This is a genomic window from Mastigocoleus sp. MO_188.B34, from assembly GCF_030065675.1.
Taxonomy (GTDB): domain Bacteria; phylum Cyanobacteriota; class Cyanobacteriia; order Cyanobacteriales; family Nostocaceae; genus Mastigocoleus.
In genome coordinates, this window is the sequence record NZ_JASJDK010000010.1 from 61,557 (window position 1) to 78,834 (window position 17,278).

Annotated in this window: 15 protein-coding genes; 13 read left to right on the forward strand and 2 right to left on the reverse strand. The window is 39.2% G+C overall.

Annotation, left to right across the window (positions count from 1 at the left end; genetic code table 11):
• Nucleotides 1-34 precede the first annotated feature (34 nt).
• The 5 genes from QNJ50_RS03995 (at nucleotide 35) to QNJ50_RS04015 (ending at nucleotide 5,297) form a co-directional block, all read left to right on the forward strand.
• Nucleotides 35-1,339 (forward strand): HlyD family efflux transporter periplasmic adaptor subunit, encoded by a 1,305-nt coding sequence (locus tag QNJ50_RS03995; RefSeq protein WP_300632283.1) that lies wholly within the window; start codon nucleotides 35-37, stop codon nucleotides 1,337-1,339.
• Entirely contained in the window at nucleotides 1,336-2,514 is a 1,179-nt protein-coding gene (gene devC, locus QNJ50_RS04000) for an ABC transporter permease DevC (RefSeq protein WP_300632285.1), read from the forward strand. The genes QNJ50_RS03995 and devC overlap by 4 nt, the downstream gene beginning before the upstream one ends.
• Before the next feature lie 163 nt (nucleotides 2,515-2,677).
• On the forward strand, nucleotides 2,678-3,394 hold the full coding sequence (locus tag QNJ50_RS04005; protein WP_300632288.1) for a DevA family ABC transporter ATP-binding protein: 717 nt from the start codon (nucleotides 2,678-2,680) through the stop codon (nucleotides 3,392-3,394).
• A 272-nt stretch (nucleotides 3,395-3,666) separates the two neighbouring features.
• On the forward strand, nucleotides 3,667-4,644 hold the full coding sequence (locus QNJ50_RS04010) for a M23 family metallopeptidase (RefSeq protein ID WP_300632291.1): 978 nt from the start codon (nucleotides 3,667-3,669) through the stop codon (nucleotides 4,642-4,644).
• A 119-nt stretch (nucleotides 4,645-4,763) separates the two neighbouring features.
• Nucleotides 4,764-5,297, forward strand: a complete 534-nt coding sequence (locus tag QNJ50_RS04015) for a late competence development ComFB family protein (protein ID WP_300632294.1) — start codon at nucleotides 4,764-4,766, stop codon at nucleotides 5,295-5,297.
• A 247-nt stretch (nucleotides 5,298-5,544) separates the two neighbouring features.
• Here the strand turns inward: QNJ50_RS04015 and QNJ50_RS04020 are convergent, their stop codons facing one another.
• Nucleotides 5,545-6,216 (reverse strand): L,D-transpeptidase, encoded by a 672-nt coding sequence (locus QNJ50_RS04020; RefSeq protein ID WP_300632296.1) that lies wholly within the window; start codon nucleotides 6,214-6,216, stop codon nucleotides 5,545-5,547.
• 413 nt (nucleotides 6,217-6,629) lie between these two features.
• Here QNJ50_RS04020 and QNJ50_RS04025 point away from each other — a divergent pair, with 413 nt between their 5' ends.
• The 3 genes from QNJ50_RS04025 to QNJ50_RS04035 all read left to right on the forward strand — a co-directional run bounded on the left by QNJ50_RS04025 (nucleotide 6,630) and on the right by QNJ50_RS04035 (nucleotide 8,583).
• Nucleotides 6,630-6,782 (forward strand): hypothetical protein, encoded by a 153-nt coding sequence (locus tag QNJ50_RS04025; RefSeq protein WP_300632299.1) that lies wholly within the window; start codon nucleotides 6,630-6,632, stop codon nucleotides 6,780-6,782.
• A gap of 280 nt (nucleotides 6,783-7,062) precedes the next feature.
• Complete coding sequence (locus QNJ50_RS04030) at nucleotides 7,063-7,719, forward strand: sigma-70 family RNA polymerase sigma factor (protein ID WP_300632302.1); 657 nt, start codon at nucleotides 7,063-7,065, stop codon at nucleotides 7,717-7,719.
• 258 nt (nucleotides 7,720-7,977) lie between these two features.
• Nucleotides 7,978-8,583: a transcriptional regulator gene (locus QNJ50_RS04035; RefSeq protein ID WP_300632305.1), complete on the forward strand. Its 606-nt coding sequence runs from the start codon at nucleotides 7,978-7,980 to the stop codon at nucleotides 8,581-8,583.
• A gap of 332 nt (nucleotides 8,584-8,915) precedes the next feature.
• Here the strand turns inward: QNJ50_RS04035 and QNJ50_RS04040 are convergent, their stop codons facing one another.
• A complete protein-coding gene (locus tag QNJ50_RS04040; protein WP_366914209.1) occupies nucleotides 8,916-9,407 on the reverse strand; it encodes a gamma-glutamylcyclotransferase in 492 nt (163 codons plus the stop codon).
• Nucleotides 9,408-9,478: 71 nt separating this feature from the next.
• On the opposite strand from QNJ50_RS04040, the gene leuS reads away from it, so the two are divergent.
• From leuS to QNJ50_RS04065, 5 genes are all read left to right on the forward strand, one after another.
• On the forward strand, nucleotides 9,479-12,082 hold the full coding sequence (gene leuS, locus QNJ50_RS04045; protein ID WP_300632307.1) for a leucine--tRNA ligase: 2,604 nt from the start codon (nucleotides 9,479-9,481) through the stop codon (nucleotides 12,080-12,082).
• Nucleotides 12,083-12,124: 42 nt separating this feature from the next.
• Nucleotides 12,125-12,256, forward strand: a complete 132-nt coding sequence (locus QNJ50_RS04050) for a hypothetical protein (RefSeq protein ID WP_300632309.1) — start codon at nucleotides 12,125-12,127, stop codon at nucleotides 12,254-12,256.
• An 864-nt stretch (nucleotides 12,257-13,120) separates the two neighbouring features.
• On the forward strand, nucleotides 13,121-14,167 hold the full coding sequence (locus QNJ50_RS04055; RefSeq protein ID WP_300632312.1) for a GHMP kinase: 1,047 nt from the start codon (nucleotides 13,121-13,123) through the stop codon (nucleotides 14,165-14,167).
• Entirely contained in the window at nucleotides 14,157-15,038 is an 882-nt protein-coding gene (locus QNJ50_RS04060) for a UTP--glucose-1-phosphate uridylyltransferase (RefSeq protein ID WP_300632314.1), read from the forward strand. Before QNJ50_RS04055 ends, QNJ50_RS04060 begins: the two co-directional genes overlap by 11 nt.
• Before the next feature lie 1,090 nt (nucleotides 15,039-16,128).
• Entirely contained in the window at nucleotides 16,129-17,274 is a 1,146-nt protein-coding gene (locus QNJ50_RS04065; RefSeq protein WP_300632316.1) for a PrsW family glutamic-type intramembrane protease, read from the forward strand.
• Nucleotides 17,275-17,278 lie beyond the last annotated feature (4 nt).

Below are 17,278 nucleotides of genomic sequence, written 5' to 3' on the forward strand. Positions count from 1 at the left end.
ACTAAACCGTTTAGTTGGAAGGGTGGAATAATTAATGTTGCAAAACTCAAATGTCGAAAGTTCTTCAGCTAGAAAGGTATTAAATATACCCATACTCGCGAGCATCATAGCTGTTTTAATTGCAGGTGGGGTAAGCATATATGGGATTGCGCGTTTTCGTGCTTCTAGCACATCTATATCTTCGGAAACTGTCCCAACTCAAGTCGAAATTAAAACAGTTAATGCTTTAGGAAGGTTAGAACCAAAGGGAGAAGCAATTAAGCTTTCTGCACCTGCATCGTTTGAAGGAAATCGGGTTGAGCAATTGTTGGTTAAACGGGGCGATCGCATCAAAGCAGGACAGGTAGTTGCGATTTTGGATAGTCGAGACCAACTTGCAGCAACAGTAGAAGAAGCCAAGCATCAGGTGGTGATCGCCCAAGCAAACCTGGAAAAAGTAAAGCTTGGTGCAAAAAAAGGGGAAATTCAAGCCCAACAAGCAACTATTAATCGACTCCAAGCTGAAAGAGAAACAGAAATTCAAGCCCAACAAGCAACTATTAATCGACTTCAAGCCGAAAGAGAAACAGAAATTCAAGCCCAACAAGCAACTATTGAGAGATTAGAAGCACAATTAGCTAACGCGAAAACAGAATATCAACGCAATCAATACCTTTACCAACAGGGAGCATTATCAGCATCTTCCCGCGACAGCAAACGTTTAGAATATGCAACCGTCCAAAAGCAAGTAACTGAAGCCAAAGCCAACTTGAGACGAATCGAGTCATCAAAACAGCAGCAACTCACCGAAGCCCAAGCCAACTTAAAACGCATTCAAACATCACGCAAACAACAAGTTATAGAAAGTCGGGCAACTTTAGATAGAATTGCGGAAGTTCGTCCAGTGGATGTAGCTGCAGCCCAAGCAGAACTCAACCGTGTAAAAGCTTCTTTAGTCAGGGCAAAAGCTAATTTAAGGCAATCATATGTCCGTTCTCCCCAAGATGGTCAAGTATTTGAAATTTATACCCGTCCTGGAGAAATTGTGTCAAACAACGGAATTATTGAAATTGGGCAAAACAGTCAAATGTATGCTGTAGCAGAAATATATCAAAGTGATATTAGAAAAATTCGCCCAGGACAAAAAGTAAAAATTTTTAGTGACTCCCTCAATGGTGAATTGGCTGGAACTGTCGAACTAGTTGGCTTGCAGGTTAAACGCCAGGATGTAATTAACGCCGACCCCTCCAGCAATATTGATTCCAGAATAGTAGAAACTCGAGTCAAACTCGATGAAGAATCCAGTAAGAAAGCCGCTAACTTTACTAATCTACAAGTCAGAGTGGAGATTCAGCTATGATTGGATTTATTGGAAAAATTCGACGACGAATGCCTTTGGGATGGCTACAATTATCTCGTCATAAAGGTCGTTTTTTGGTCGCAATATCTGGCGTTGCTTTTGCAGACTTACTTATGTTTATGCAATTGGGTTTTCAAAGTGCTTTGTTCAACAGCGCCACACGTCTGCATAAGTCATTACAGGGTGATATAGTAATTTTTAGCACCCAAGCCCGAAACTTAACAGATATGTCTACTTTTACTCGACGGCGGCTTTACCAGGCAATGAATGTGCCGGGAGTAAAATCTGTAGACGCTATTTATACTAATACAATCAAGTGGAAAAATCCACTGACAAGGAATCGAAATAATTTGTTAATTGTTGGTTTTGATCCAGATCAACAAGTATTTAATATTCCCGAAATTAACACTCAACTGCAGAAAACTAAATTACCAGATACTCTCTTGCTTGATACTAAAACTAGAGGTGAATACACAGAGGTAATTTCTCAAATTCAACAAGGAAAAACTGTCACTACTGAAGTAGAAAGACGAACTGTTACTATCAGTGGTTTATTTACCGTTGGGTCTTCCTTTGGGTCGGACGGTCATTTGATGACTAGCGACCAGAATTTTCTCCGATTATTCCCCAGAAGAGAAGCCGCCAGCATTAGTCTGGGTTTAATTAACCTCAAGCCTGGACATGATCTTGAGGTTGTAACGAATGCACTTAAAAATCATCTACCACAAGATGATATCAACATCTTAACCAAAGAAGAATTTATAGCTTTCGAGAAAGGTTATTGGCAAAAAGCTTCACCCATTGGCTTTGTTTTCGGCTTGGGTACAGCAATGGGATTTACAGTTGGTGTAATTATCGTTTATCAAGTTCTTTCTACCGATGTTAATGCTCATATTAAAGAATACGCTACATTCAAAGCCATGGGTTACCGAAATATCTACTTGCTAGGAATAGTGTTTGAAGAAGCCTTTATTTTGGTTATATCTGGCTTTATACCTGGTGCTGGTATATCTATTGGGCTTTATGCTTTGACTCGCCAAGCAACCAATCTACCTCTGTTCATGACTGGTTTACGAGCGATACAAGTATTAATCTTAACTTTTATTATGTGCATGATTTCTGGAATAATTGCTACTCATAAAGTTCAATCAGCAGATCCTGCAGATATGTTTTAGATTTGGGGATTAGGTATTGTAGCGATACCGTGGCGTTAGCCATAAGCACTGCGTATCGTCTTGCAGCATATAGCGGTTAGGGTTACGGGAATATAGCAGATTTGCAAAACACAAATCAGATACAAGTATGATTTGTGCGAAAAAGCCCATGGGAAAATAAACAATGACAAACACTGTAATATCAGTCAAACATCTCGATCACTTTTTTGGTCAAGGTCAATTACGGAAACAGGTATTATTTGATATTAATTTAGATATTAAAACTGGTGAAATTATTCTTATGACCGGACCTTCTGGTTCGGGTAAAACTACACTTTTGACCTTAGTTGGTGGTTTGCGTTCGGCTCAGTCTGGTAGTTTGCAGGTATTAGGAGAAGAACTGTGTGGTGCAAGCCGAGCAAAATTAACTTTAATGCGACGCAATAATGGTTACATTTTTCAAGCACATAATCTTCACGAAAGTTTAACTGCGCTTCAGAATGTGAAAATGGGTTTGGAATTACACGAAAACATTTCACCGGAAGACATAAAAAAGAAATCAATCGAAATGCTAGAAATGGTTGGACTAGGAGATCATATTAACTACTATCCCGAAAAGCTGTCTGGAGGACAAAAACAACGGGTAGCGATCGCTCGTGCTTTAGTAAGTCATCCGAAAATAGTACTTGCAGACGAACCAACTGCAGCTCTTGATAGTAAAACTGGTCGAGATGTGGTTCACCTAATGCAAAAACTGGCAAAGGAACAGGGTTGTACTATCTTGCTAGTTACCCATGATAACCGCATTCTTGATGTTGCCGATCGCATTATTCATATGGAAGATGGAAGACTTGAAAACACACCGGATTTGAATCAGGTTGGTCAGAGAGTCAAGGATTAGTCAACTCATTTTCTGGGTTTATCCGAATTGAAATAAATCACAAAATTTTTAAACTTTTATTACTGCCAATCCTCAAAAAAGTCGACATACTTTGTATTACATAAAACTTACAGCTATCAGAATACTAGAATGACTTCTATTATTCTGGTGGTTGTTCTTCAAAAAATATTTGTAAAAGACATATTCGTAATTGAAACAAAACATCTTACTTTGAATCTTTAAAACTTGAGGCGTAAAATTTTTTCCAGTTCCAGGTTAAAACAATCGAAGTAATGACAAATAAACTAATACAAGCAATGAGTGCTGAAAGTCACACAAGTAATTATTTGAAACATTTATTTACTTCATGTTACAAAAAAACAAACAAACAACCAAATAATAAGAAATTTGAATTTTTCGCAGGTGCAGCCATAGGAATCTTTGCTGCTTTACCTGTAGCCTTTGCTTCAGCTGTTCAAGCTGCGCAGGTGGAAATTATCCCTAGTTCGCCCAAATTGGGTCAGTCTATTTCTGTTGAAATTACTCCTGATAATTCAGCTAATGGTGGAAATTTAAAGGTAGTTAGTAATGGAAAAACCTACCCAGTATTTCCCATCGCCCCTAATAAATACCGGGCTTTTATTCCTACTACACCCTTACAAAAGCCTGGAAGAAGAGTTGTTCGGGTTTATGGTGATGGACCGACACGAAATCTTGCTGTATGGGTACGTAATCGTAGATTTCCCACCCAACGTATCTGGTTACCAAAGAAAAAAGCAGGTACCAGAGCAACAAAAATGGAACTTCAACGAGTTAAGGAATTCAAATCACTGACAACACCAGATAAATTTTGGGATGGTGCTTTTATCAGGCCAAGTAAAGCACGTATTTCTACTATCTATGGTGTACGTCGCTACTACAATGGCAAATTTGCACATAATTACTACCACCGTGGCGTTGACTACGCAGGTGCACAGGGTTCTCCCGTAGTAGCCCCAGCTGGCGGTCGCGTCGCTTTGGTTGGTAAAGAAGCCGCAGGTTTCCGAGTCCACGGAAATGTTGTTGGCATCGACCATGGTCAAGGTTTAACCAGTATTTTTATGCATTTAAGTGGCATAAAAGTAAAGGAAGGTGACATGGTAAAACCAGGTCAACTGATTGGTACCATCGGTTCCACTGGCGCTTCTACTGGTCCCCACTTACACTGGGGTTTGTATGTAAACGGACAAGCTGTCGATCCAGTAACCTGGCGAAATAATGCAATAAAATGATACAGATGTAATTAATACGTCTGTTGTGTTACAGTCTCCTTTTAAGGAGACTATGCAGGCAAAATCAAGCTATAGGTACCGTCCTTTCCTTACCCGGGTGGCTTAAAAATATGAGTGTTATGAGTATCGAAAAAATTGTTGAACAAGCTCTCCAGGATGGTTATCTGACCCCAGTCATGGAAGCTGAGGTCGGACGTATTTGTGACCATGCTTCGGAGCTTTCCATTGAAGAGTATATGGCGCTAGACAGATTAATGGGAGCGCTCCTAACTGGTGAGGTAGTGGCGGTACCTCGCAAACAGTTTATTAATGTGATGGAAGAATTAGTTTTGACCGAAGCGATCGCGCGGGTTGCAGAAATCGAAGCAACTAGCGAGCGTAGTTTAGATGTAGGTGATATTGCAGCCTATGCTCTGAATCGGTTACCACCTCTGTATGCCACAACCGAGGAAGGTGCTAATTACCAACGTCAGCATGCAAAGGAAGAATTACAAGTATTAATCGCCCAGCAAATTAGTGAAGCAATTGCTCGAAACTTGGATCGACCCAACGATGATCGAACTCCAGTGATGGCTAAAAGCAGTGGGAATGAAGTATTGCGTCAAGTTAGTACTTTACTTCAAGCCTATGCTCCTCACTTTGAACAAAAATAAACATTTACTCGGAAACAAAAGGTGACAAAATAGTAAACATGAGCATGTCCAAAAAATAATTCATGCCAAAAGTTTTTAGTTGTTACTCGTAAGGCGCACTGAAGTGCGCCTTTAGGTATTGCAAAATTTTGATTTGGAAGTTTTTATTGGAAATTTCTAGAAATACGCAAGTAAAAATTTTTGTTTATATGCCTTACCTAAAATTGAGTTATGACCTAGCAGGTAATTTGATAGACAAGAACAGCAATTATTGGCGTACTTCTACGGGGGTATCCATACTAACTTGCTTATAAAGCATCAACACATCTACATTACGCATTCTCAAACAGCCATGGGATACAGCCGTACCAACCACATCATAATTCGGCGTACCGTGGAAACCTATGTAGTTTCGACCATCTGACCAAAATCCAATCCACCTCAGTCCTAAGGGACTATCAGGTCCAGGAGGAAAAACCTTATCAGTAATTGGATGACGCCAAGAAGGATTGACAACTTTTTGATTTACTCGAAAAGAACCTGTAGGAGTTTCCCAACCTTTTTTACCTATTCCGGTGGGATAGCTGGCAATTGTTGTATTCCCACGGTACACATAAACTCGACGATCGCTTAAATCAACCGTTACTTTGATAGATCCGGAAGTGGGGTTAGATTTTATTGGTTTTTGGGGAACTGTTTGGATTGAAAATAAATCAAACAGGTTATCTACTGTCCGGTTTTGTGGTGAGATTCGTGCGATTCCTGTTGTTCTTGCTCCAGAATTCTTAACCCGTGATGATGTTTCACGGGAGGAATTCATGGTTGTTTTAGATTGTGCCGAACTGTCAATGTAGCATTTTGTTAGTAAAGACAAAATTGCAGTTCCAAAACATAAGAATATTAAGGTTTTAGCTATATATCCATTTCTTACCATCGCCATTACCAGTTTGATTTCCCAAAATCCGAATATTTACGCGATCTTTACTTACTTCTTTGCTTCACCAGTGCGAACCCTATTTCTTAAAAGAATGTCAAATGAATTTAACTTTCAATTATATTTACTGAAGGATAATATACCGAAATTTTACATTCTTTTATCATTTTTTTTACGGATTTGCCGATATACGCGGGCACACTAGTGATGTAGATATTGCGAACTTACCTGAATTTAATATAAATGTTCTTCCCTTTTCGGGGTTATTGATTTTCAGGACTATTAATTTTCAGGACTATTAATTTTCAGAACTATTAATTTTCAGGACTATTAATTTTCAGGACTATTAATTTTCAGGATTATTAAAACTTGGGTTAAGTTATCGCGATCGTATTTTTGTGGTGTGTGTGAGAAAAATCATGTTTGAAAAACTTTTTCTAGCTTTCATAATTACACTTTCTCTAAATTTTGTAATTGACCTTTCTACATTTAACAAAAATAATACTGGTGCTGATGAGCCTTCTGGGGTACCCTTTAACGAAAATGTTTTTGTACAAAGATTTAAAGATTGATACGGGTACTAAGTAGTTATGTAAATGTCAATAGGTAATGGTCAGTTATTAGTATTGCATACTCGTAAGTAGCATCAAGGTGAAGATTTAGTGAGAGGAATTCAGCCTTAGAAAGTTGATTATTAAAGGATACAGCCATATTCCTTAGATAAGATTTACGCAAAGTAAAATCAAACTTATATACTTCGGTGTTACAGTAATTAATCCGTCACTTTTGTTTGGAACTTCTTCTGAAATAACGTGTCTAATTGATAGGGATGATTTAAAGCCAGTGCAATCTATGAGTCAATCAATTCCTGTATCCTGGTCAACTGTTGGCGTCAAAGTTCCGGAAAACTCAGTGCAAGTTGACCAACTCTCAAACCACGATCTAATCCTGCGTTGTCAAACAGGACTGCGCCCCGACCGTGTTGCCTTTGCAGAGTTGCTAAAACGCTATCAATCTCAAGTAGACCGAGTTTTATATCACTTGGCTCCAGACTGGTCTGACAGGGCTGATTTAGCTCAAGAAGTGTGGATTAGAGTGTATCGCAATATTAATCGCTTGCAAGAACCTGCTAAGTTCCGGGGGTGGTTAAGTCGAATTGCGACTAATCTATTTTATGATGAGCTACGCAAACGGAAGCGTGTCGTTAGTCCTTTGTCCTTGGATGCACGTCGCACCGTGGATGATGGTGAAATGGATTGGGAAATCGCGGGTGATACCCCCGGTCCAGAAGAAGAATTGACCACACGCGAATTTTACGAGCAACTACGGGATGCAATCTCAGATTTGCCAGAAGTATTCAGAACTACTATTGTCCTGCGAGAAATTGAAGGCATGCCATATGAAGAAATCGCAGAAATTACAGGGGTTTCTCTGGGAACTGTAAAATCAAGAATTGCAAGAGCCAGAGCTAGATTACAAACACAATTACAAAAATACTTAGATGCCTAGATCGTTTATCCCTAGATAATTTGTCTAGTTATCGATGTGGATTATGTTTCAAAATCTTTACTGCCAGCAATTTAATTTTTATTTGCAAACAATTTGATTTCCTGATTATTTGATTTTCTAATTGTCAGCAAAATAAATACTTAAGTTAAAAATTGTTCCTAGTAAATTGGAGTGCTTCCACGAACGCATCTAAAGATTGATTAAGTTCTGATGCTTTTGGGTTTCTTTACCCGTATATGAATTTGTAGTAATGTTAATATGAATACAGAGTATCAGTTTGAGGACCGTTCCAATTTGCCACGATCTCAAGGATTGTCAGAGGGAATGGAAAAACATACCAATCAATCAACAGGCGCTATGGATATATTGAAGCGCGATCGCTTCGAACTATTGAGTGCTTACCTCGACGGTGAAGTAACTGCAGCAGAACGTCGGCTCATCGAGCAATGGTTGGATAATGAACCTGAAGTTCAACGTCTATATGTCCGTCTGCTTAAGCTGAGGCAAGGTTTACGAAGGCTTCCAGTACCAGAACAACAGCCCGTAGAAGAGACTATTAAGCAGGTAACAAAGCGTATAAGTCGCGGTTATCGCCAAGCAATAATTTATGGTAGCGCGGCAGTTGCTGCTTGTGTAATTGGTGCTGTAGGTAATTTGCTTTCCGGTGGAGATGGTGCGATAGTACAAATGGCAATCCGGGAGCCACAGCAGCAATCTTCAACATCAAGCGATAGCTCCTTAATGGTTGCAATAAACTCGCCGGTCTTCCCCATACCGAAAGCGGAAATATCTCCAGATAAAGCGGTTGGGGAAGTGTTAAACCGTGGTTGGGATGTGGATATCAAAGATAATGATTTTAATTAAATCTGTCAAAGTTTCTCGTCGTTAAATACTTCCGTGGGGATAGACTTTTAAATCGATAAATCAATAATCAATATTTTTATAGACCAATGGAGGCGTTGTAATGCAGCGCCTCCTTGATTTTTTACCGAAAAGTTTGGGTCTAAAGCCTCGCCTTTATAAGACGGTTTTCTGATATAGGTCACCCTCCCATTCCAATACAGTTCAGTTAAGACTTTTTTTAAAAAAATAACACTGTAGAGACGCGACATGTCGCGTCTCTACAAAAGAAATTTAGGCTTATCTGAACCGTATTTCCTCCCATTCTTAAAAAGAACTCAATCCTGATTTCAGCGTCAAGAAACAACAAAACAATCTTCCATTTTTAAACCGCATCCACTCCACCATCCATTTGGTAGCAGCAGTACACCGTTAAAACTGGTTATTTTATCTGGACTCATAAAATAGACCCAGGCTAAACCAAGACTTTTTCCTTGGAGAGCAAAAATTTCAACTTGGTGGCGGTTATAAAGATTTTGTGAAGGAACTCGCCCAGGGAGATAATCTTCCAATTCGTCTAATTCTTCCAATATCCCGAATTTCTGAAAGCTCAGTAAATATCCATAAACTAAACGCGATCCCATAGTCATACCCGGATAACCTACGCCTAGGTCAAATAATTCCCCCATAGTGTAAGCCGGTAATGCTCTATTGTGACAACCATCTAATTTCTTTGCGCAATACTTAGAATAGTTATTTTCACCAGGCTTAAGGGTGCCGTAGACAAAAACTCTGATGGATGTTATGATTTTTCCTTCTGATTCAGGCATGAGTTGTTTAGTCAGCACATTACTTTGCCTAGCGTTTAGAATATTTAGGCAGGCAAAATCAAAATTATATATCCAGTAGGAGTTTTTTGGTGGATTCCCGATACAGACCAGCAGAAATTGAGGCAAAGTGGCAAAAGAAATGGGTAGAAACTGGCTTACATAAAACTGATACAGACCTTAAGAAGCCAAAGTTTTACGCCACCTCTATGTTTCCTTATCCATCGGGTAACCTACATATGGGTCACGTCCGTAACTATACAATTACTGATGTGATTGGTCGTTTCAAACGCATGCAAGGATATCGAGTATTACATCCGATGGGGTGGGATGCGTTTGGTTTGCCTGCGGAAAATGCTGCGATAGATCGGGGCGTTCATCCCTCGAAATGGACTTATGAAAATATTGCCCAAATGCGATCGCAACTGGAGCCTTTGGGTTTATCAATTAATTGGGATTGTGAGGTAGCTACCTGCTCCCCGGATTACTACAAGTGGACCCAATGGATATTTTTGCAATTCTTAGAAGCAGGTTTAGCTTACCAGAAAGAATCAGCAGTGAATTGGGATCCAATTGACCAAACAGTATTGGCGAATGAACAAGTAGATAATCAAGGTCGTTCTTGGCGTAGCGGAGCCCAAGTAGAAAGAAAATTATTGCGACAGTGGTTTTTCAAGATTACTGACTATGCAGAGGAGTTACTTAACGATCTTGATAAATTAACAGGATGGCCCGAACGGGTCAAATTAATGCAGGCAAACTGGATTGGTAAATCAACTGGGGCATATTTGGAATTTCCAATTGTGGGAATGGAAGAAAAAATCGGTGTTTATACAACCCGACCAGATACGGTTTATGGAGTTAGCTATGTCGTACTCGCACCAGAACATCCTTTGACCGAGAAAGTTGCAACTAAAGAAAGAAGACCTGCGGTAGAAACATTTGTCCAAGAAGTTGCAAACCAAAGTGAGTTAGAACGTACTGCTGAAGACAAACCAAAAAAAGGAATTGCCACTGGCGGTAAAGCTATTAACCCATTTAATGGGGAAGAAGTACCCATTTGGATCGCTGACTACGTGCTGTACGAATATGGTACTGGTGCAGTAATGGGGGTACCCGCACATGATGCTCGAGATTTTAAGTTTGCGAATAATTATGATTTACCAATTGAGTTTGTAATAGCAGATCCCAAAGCAGTTGGCGAGCAAGATATTTCCCCATCACCAGATGACGGCGACCAAGTTATTCAGGTGGAATCCACAGAAGCCTATACCGAAGCAGGAATAGTCATAAATTCCGGTCAATTTACTGGAATGTCCTCCGAGTCAGCAAAACAAGCAATTATTGATTACGCCCAAGATAAAGGCTTTGGAAAAGCACGAGTACAATACCGCTTGCGGGATTGGCTAATTTCTCGACAAAGATATTGGGGTACGCCAATTCCAGTAATTCACTGTCCTGATTGTGGCGTAGTTCCAGTACCAGATGAAGATTTACCGGTGCAGTTACCGGAAAACGTTGATTTTTCTGGGCGTGGTCCATCACCCTTAGCCAAGCTAGAAGACTGGGTCAATGTACCTTGTCCAAATTGTGGAACCTCGGCTAAGAGAGAAACAGATACCATGGATACCTTTATTGATTCCTCGTGGTATTTCTTACGTTATCCCGATGCCAAAAACGAGCAGAAAGTTTTTGACTCAGCCAAAACCAACGATTGGATGCCGGTGGATCAATATGTAGGTGGAATTGAACATGCTATTTTGCACCTGCTGTATTCACGGTTTTTTACCAAAGTATTGCGCGATCGCGGTTTACTGAACTTTGACGAACCCTTCCAACGTCTTTTGACTCAAGGAATGGTACAAAGTTTAACTTATAAAAATCCTGTAACTAATAAATACGTTCCTGCTTCTAAGATAGATCCGAGTGATCCGAAGGATCCGGACACCGGCGAACCCCTGCAAGTCTTTTACGAAAAGATGTCCAAGTCAAAATACAATGGCATCAAACCAGAGGAAGTTATTAGCAAATATGGGGCAGATACAGCAAGAATGTTCATTCTGTTTAAAGCTCCGCCAGAAAAAGACTTAGAATGGGAAGATACAGATGTGGAAGGACAATTCCGCTTCTTGAACCGAGTCTGGCGTATAGTCACAGATTTTGCCCCCAAGTATCCTTCGTTGGCAAGCAAGCAAGGGAAATTAACTAAACCCGAAAAAGACTTGCGACGGGCAATTCACACTGCCATTAAAGAAGTCACAGAGGATTTGATTGGTGACTACCAATTTAATACCGCAATTTCGGAATTAATGAAGTTAAGTAACGCTCTGAGCGATGCTAGTTGTAAAGATTCTTTTGTTTATGCAGAAGGCGTTCGTATTTTAGTTAAACTACTAACACCATTTGCACCACATATTGCAGAAGAATTGTGGCATCAATTGGGGTATACTGCTTCTGTTGGAGATCAAAGCTGGCCAACTGTCGATCCTGAAGCCTTAGTTGTTGATGAAATAACCTTGGTAATTCAGATCAATGGTAAAAAACGCGGTGAATTACAAGTCTCAGCACAACTCGATAAAGCTGGCTTGGAGAAATACGCCCGGGAATCAGAAGTTGCTAGGCGGTATATCGAAGACAAACAAATTAAAAAGGTAATTGTTGTCCCCGGCAAATTAGTTAACTTTGTCGTCGGTTAAATTACCCCGAATCACACTTTCTCACATAAACACACTAATACGATGTCCACTAAATTATCCGTACAACCTGAAGAACCCCCTCCGGATTTTCCTCTGCTGGCTCCTTACCTGTGGCGCACAGTAAGCCACATATTTGGTGGTAACGGCAGAGGAGGACCTCCTGGTTACGGATGATTAGTTAACATTAATTACAAAATTTGAGCTTCGCGCAAATTACTTTGTGCGTTGAATATATTTTTGATTCGCTTCTTAACCGATAAATCGCGGAAGATGTAACTGCTTTTCGCGTAAATTGTGGATTTTATCCGAGAGCATTCTTTATATAAAGGTTAAGGTAAACAGATATCTATCCTTCGAGCGGAGGGTAGTTATACAGCATTAGATGAATAAAGCCCTTCAAAGCTTACAGGGCGAAATACCCTCATTCAATAATCCACCCACAAAACACCCAAATAAATTCACTTGAGGTACATTTTTCTATCTCATAGAAGGTATATTTCTGAAGCTATTAGTAGCAAGAGTTACAATCAGTCTTAATTAAATATTTTTCTTCGAAGTGGGGACGGTAATTGACTACTACCGATGACTCATTACGAACATAAAAAAGCGCTTGAGATTTTTGCTCACCCAAGCGCTCCCCCGTATATATGTATACCAAATCACTAGTTTGATGCAACATTTTATAATCGCTGTTTCCCCTTATACAAAGGGATTACGAAATTAACCTGTGGCAAACATATGGTGAAGTGGTATCACTCCTTGCACAAATACAGAATATCTTTTCTGGGTTATAACGGGGAATCGGGTGAGTGACAGTTTGTCAACTGACACTAGTGAAAGAGGGGAATATTTTTTGGTAAATCAACCTATTTTGTAGTGAAATTCTGCTTGACCCCAGTGCCAATGTGGTATAGCTGCATGCTAATAGTTTTAGTAATAACTTACTAGAGGGGCTAATGCCAATCCCCATTCCCTAATCCCCTAATTCCCAATCCCCATCCTCCCTGTAAAATATCGGCATGATAGTGGGTGAGAATTATGGAAATATTTGTTCCGGGACGTTTATGTTTGTTTGGCGAACATAGCGATTGGGCTAGTAGCTACCGTCGCGTTAATCCAAAAATAGCAAAAGGATTGACGCTAATGGTGGGTATCAATCAAGGGTTGTATGCTGAGGTCACACCCCATTCCGAACAATTCATTGTCCGGGTATCTCAAGGCACGAAGACGCCCCAAATTTTAACTTTACCCATGTCTAGACCTGTTTTACTAGCTGTGGCTCAAAAAGGAGGTTTTTTTAGCTATGCAGCTGGTGTCGCGTACCAAATATTGACCCAGTTTCATGTGGGTGGGTTAGAAATTAACAATTATTTAACAGATTTGCCAATTAAAAAGGGCTTGTCCTCCAGTGCTGCAATCTGTGTTTTAGTCGCAAAGGCATTTAATCAAATTTATGACTTAAAGATGACTGTACGGGGAGAAATGGAATTTGCCTACCTTGGAGAGGTTACCACTCCTTCTCGCTGCGGAAGAATGGATCAAGCCTGTGCTTATGGTAATAATCCAATTGCAATGGTATTTGATGGAGAGCACCTTGATGTCTTAGAGTTGAAGGTACCCCAAGATTTATTTTTTGTAATCGTGGATTTGGGAACTCAGAAAAACACGCAAACAATCCTTGCTCGACTCAATGACTGCTATCCTACTCCCGAAAACAAAATACAAGCAGACGTGCAAAAATACCTCGGTTCCGTGAGCCATAAAATTACCCAAGCAGCAATTGAGGCTCTGGAACAAGGAGATGCTGAAAAAATCGGCGATTTGATGCAAAAAGCCCAGGCTAAGTTTGACAAATATCTCATCCCTGTTTGTTCTGAGGAACTAACTGCGCCAAAACTACATGAATTACTCAAACATAAACCAATTCAACCTTACATTTGGGGCGGTAAGGGTGTTGGTTCTCAAGGAGATGGTGCAGCACAATTTGTTGCTAAAGATGAAGAAAGTCAACAAAAATTAATCGAAGTCATCGAGCGAGATTTCCCTCAAATGCAGTGTTTGAAATTAACAATTCATGCCCAATAGTAAAATCACAAAAGCCGTAATTCCAGCTGCAGGTTTTGGTACCCGTTTATATCCTGCCACTAAAGTCGTTAAGAAAGAACTTTTTCCGATTATGGATCGGGATGGTAAGGTTAAACCGGTCATTCAAGTGATCGTGGAAGAAGCGATCGCTGCTGGAATTGAAGAAGTTGGTATTGTTACCCAACCAGAAGATACGGGTGTTTTTAGGGATTTTTTTCAAAAGCCTCCCAGCAAAGAACTTTACCAAAAGTTGTCACCTCAAAATCGGGAATACAGTGAATATGTTCAAGAATTAGGTGGTAAGATAACAGTCCTAACCCAATCCGAGCAAGAGGGTTACGGTCATGCCGTGTTTTGTGCCAAGGAATGGGTTGACGGTCAACCATTTTTGTTAATGTTGGGCGACCATGTTTATTCTTCAAATACTGAGAAATCTTGTGCGCGTCAAATTTTGGATGTTTACGAGCAAAGTGACTGCAGTGTAATTGGTTTAGACACCATGTCAGTACCAACGATTCAAAAAGCTGGTTGTATTACTGGTACATGGCGAGAGTTCAAGTCTGTCCTTGAAGTTACTCAGGTGTATGAAAAACCAACTATTGAATACGCTCGTCAAAATTTAAGAGTGGAAGGAATGGAAGAAGATGAATTTCTTTGTATTTTTGGTTTGTATGCACTAACACCAAAAATCTTTGAGTTTTTGGAAGAACACATCAACAACAATTTTCGGGAGCGGGGTGAATTTCAGTTGACTTCCTGTTTGGATCGAGTGCGAGTTGCTGAGGGGATGACCGGTTATGTTGTTAAAGGTAAAAGCTTTGATACGGGTATGCCAAATGCTTACCGACAAACTATGATTGATTTTTTCTAGAATATTAAATCACTTTGCTTTTCTAGTGTTTTGAGTAGAGAACAGGAGTTAAATGTTCATAAAAACCAACAGAAAATGCGATCGCAGCTTTATCTCCAATTGCTTGATTCATAACAATAACGAGTTCCATATGCTCAGCCATTAATTAACCTCAAACATTTGCACGAGAAGGTCTTCTTTATTCGAGTGATATCCCCTTTGGGGATGCATGGAATGATCGCCACTGCTAGTCATAGTACTTCCCTTTATACCCCCATCTAAATAGAAACTCGGACTAATAAATATAGTCGTAAATGCACACCTGACGATCTACAAGAAATAATCCTGAACACATAAGATACAATAAGTTGATATTTATTTGATGTATACCAAGTTTCTAAAGACTTGCTTGCTGCAGGTTTTTTCGAACTATCAACTGAGTTCTGAATTTGTATTTTGTTAGAAAAATTACTATAAAAAATTTTTCTATATTTTCTGGAACTATTGGGGAAGAGTATGTAGTCAATATCAGCGTAAGCAACTTATATTTAAGCTCTATATTTAACCCACGGGAAATATATTCCCACCCCCCTATAGTCATCCCAAAATCCCGGTCATTATGACTGGGTTTTTGTTTTTTTTTTAGATTTCGTCATTTTGTAGGGTAATTACCGATTAAAAATTTTTCTATATTTTCTGGAACTATTGGGGAAGAGTATGTAGTCAATATCAGCGTAAGCAACTTATATTTAAGTTCTATATTTAACCCACGGGAAATATATTCCCACCCACTTATAGTTATCAAAACCCAGTCATTATGTCTGGGTTTTTGGATTATTGGTTATTGATTTTAAAATTAGAATTTATTTTAGATTAGCAAATTTATTGAATTTCAAGATTTATTTTTTAACATTGTTGGTAAAATAATCTTTGTTTTGCTGAAATTATTACATAACAATAATTATATTTCTGCTCGAGTAGGATTTCTCAAAAAGTAATAGTTACATAAATACTTTTACTTAAAAACCAATTTATTAGAGAAATTTCGGTGTGTTATGTCAGTAATTGAAAGTCAAAATAGTTGGTATAAGAATATTAATGTCAGCATTCTATGAATGAGCAGAAACCACAGCCAAAAGGTTATAGAGAAGACGACCTTAGCAAAAATAAACAAAGTCGTAAAAAAGTATCTCAATCTGGTGCAAAAAGTCAGAAATTAGATTCCAACAATATTATAGGAAGCGTTGCTGAAGGAGTTGCAAAGGTAGCAGGTGTTGAACAAATACAAGGTTTCAGTCTGAAACAAATGTTTTCCGAGGTCTTGAAAAAGCACTCTGAAGATGAAGTGGAAGAGTACTTCACAGTTGGTACTGCTACCACTACTCCTAATATTATGGATGTAGATACGAATTGGCCAAAACCTTGGGTTTTTTTCCGGACGCTTTGTGGTGCTTTAATTGTATATTTGGGTTTTATTCAAGCTTGGGAAGAATTTCAGAATATTAACCTTATTCCAGGTCTAATTATTGTTGGTTCTTTTGTAGTTCCATTTTCTACATTAATCTTCTTCTTTGAAATAAATGCTCGTAAAAATGTTTCTCTTTATCAGGTAATCCGATTAGTTTTCCTAGGGGGGATTTTATCGCTGATATTTTCATTATTTTTATTTCAAGTTAGCGGTACTCTTTCGCTTAACTGGATCGGTGCTTCTGTAGCTGGTCTCGTTGAAGAACCTGGTAAATTATTGGCGCTGATACTCGTAATAAATATTTCTAAGTATCGATACCTCCTGAATGGACTACTCTTTGGAGCAGCAGTTGGTACTGGTTTTGCTGCTTTCGAGTCAGCAGGTTATGCTCTGCGGGTGGGTCTATTTTCCAACAACGTCGATGTAATGTTGAGTCTTATTATGCTGCGGGGAATGTTAGCTCCATTTAGCCATATTGTTTGGAGTGGAATGAGTGCTGCTGTACTTTGGAAAATCAAAGGGGAACGAGAATTCAGCTTTACAATGTTGAAAGATCCTCGATTTCTACGAGTATTTGGTTTTGCTGTTGTGCTTCATATGGTGTGGAACAGCCCGCTCGAATTACCATTTTACGGGAAGTACTTTGCACTTGGTTTTGTTTCTTGGATTATTATCCTATCTCTTATTCAAGATGGATTAAAACAATTAAGGGATGAAAAGTTAACAGCAATGTCAATAGAAAATTCTCAAATTATTAGCGAACAAAATCTCACAACAGAAACAGATTGATTTT

What these genes read in the sequence shown, in the direction of transcription:
- QNJ50_RS04035 (WP_300632305.1), top strand. Translation starts at nt 7,978, where the DNA reads ATGAATACAGAGTATCAGTTTGAGGACCGTTCCAATTTGCCACGATCT.
- QNJ50_RS04055 (WP_300632312.1), top strand. Translation starts at nt 13,121, where the DNA reads ATGGAAATATTTGTTCCGGGACGTTTATGTTTGTTTGGCGAACATAGC.
- QNJ50_RS04050 (WP_300632309.1), top strand. Translation starts at nt 12,125, where the DNA reads ATGTCCACTAAATTATCCGTACAACCTGAAGAACCCCCTCCGGATTTT.
- QNJ50_RS04015 (WP_300632294.1), top strand. Translation starts at nt 4,764, where the DNA reads ATGAGTATCGAAAAAATTGTTGAACAAGCTCTCCAGGATGGTTATCTG.
- QNJ50_RS04065 (WP_300632316.1), top strand. Translation starts at nt 16,129, where the DNA reads ATGAATGAGCAGAAACCACAGCCAAAAGGTTATAGAGAAGACGACCTT.
- QNJ50_RS03995 (WP_300632283.1), top strand. Translation starts at nt 35, where the DNA reads ATGTTGCAAAACTCAAATGTCGAAAGTTCTTCAGCTAGAAAGGTATTA.
- QNJ50_RS04060 (WP_300632314.1), top strand. Translation starts at nt 14,157, where the DNA reads ATGCCCAATAGTAAAATCACAAAAGCCGTAATTCCAGCTGCAGGTTTT.
- QNJ50_RS04010 (WP_300632291.1), top strand. Translation starts at nt 3,667, where the DNA reads ATGACAAATAAACTAATACAAGCAATGAGTGCTGAAAGTCACACAAGT.
- QNJ50_RS04025 (WP_300632299.1), top strand. Translation starts at nt 6,630, where the DNA reads ATGTTTGAAAAACTTTTTCTAGCTTTCATAATTACACTTTCTCTAAAT.
- QNJ50_RS04030 (WP_300632302.1), top strand. Translation starts at nt 7,063, where the DNA reads ATGAGTCAATCAATTCCTGTATCCTGGTCAACTGTTGGCGTCAAAGTT.
- devC (WP_300632285.1), top strand. Translation starts at nt 1,336, where the DNA reads ATGATTGGATTTATTGGAAAAATTCGACGACGAATGCCTTTGGGATGG.
- QNJ50_RS04020 (WP_300632296.1), bottom strand. Translation starts at nt 6,216, where the DNA reads ATGGCGATGGTAAGAAATGGATATATAGCTAAAACCTTAATATTCTTA.
- QNJ50_RS04005 (WP_300632288.1), top strand. Translation starts at nt 2,678, where the DNA reads ATGACAAACACTGTAATATCAGTCAAACATCTCGATCACTTTTTTGGT.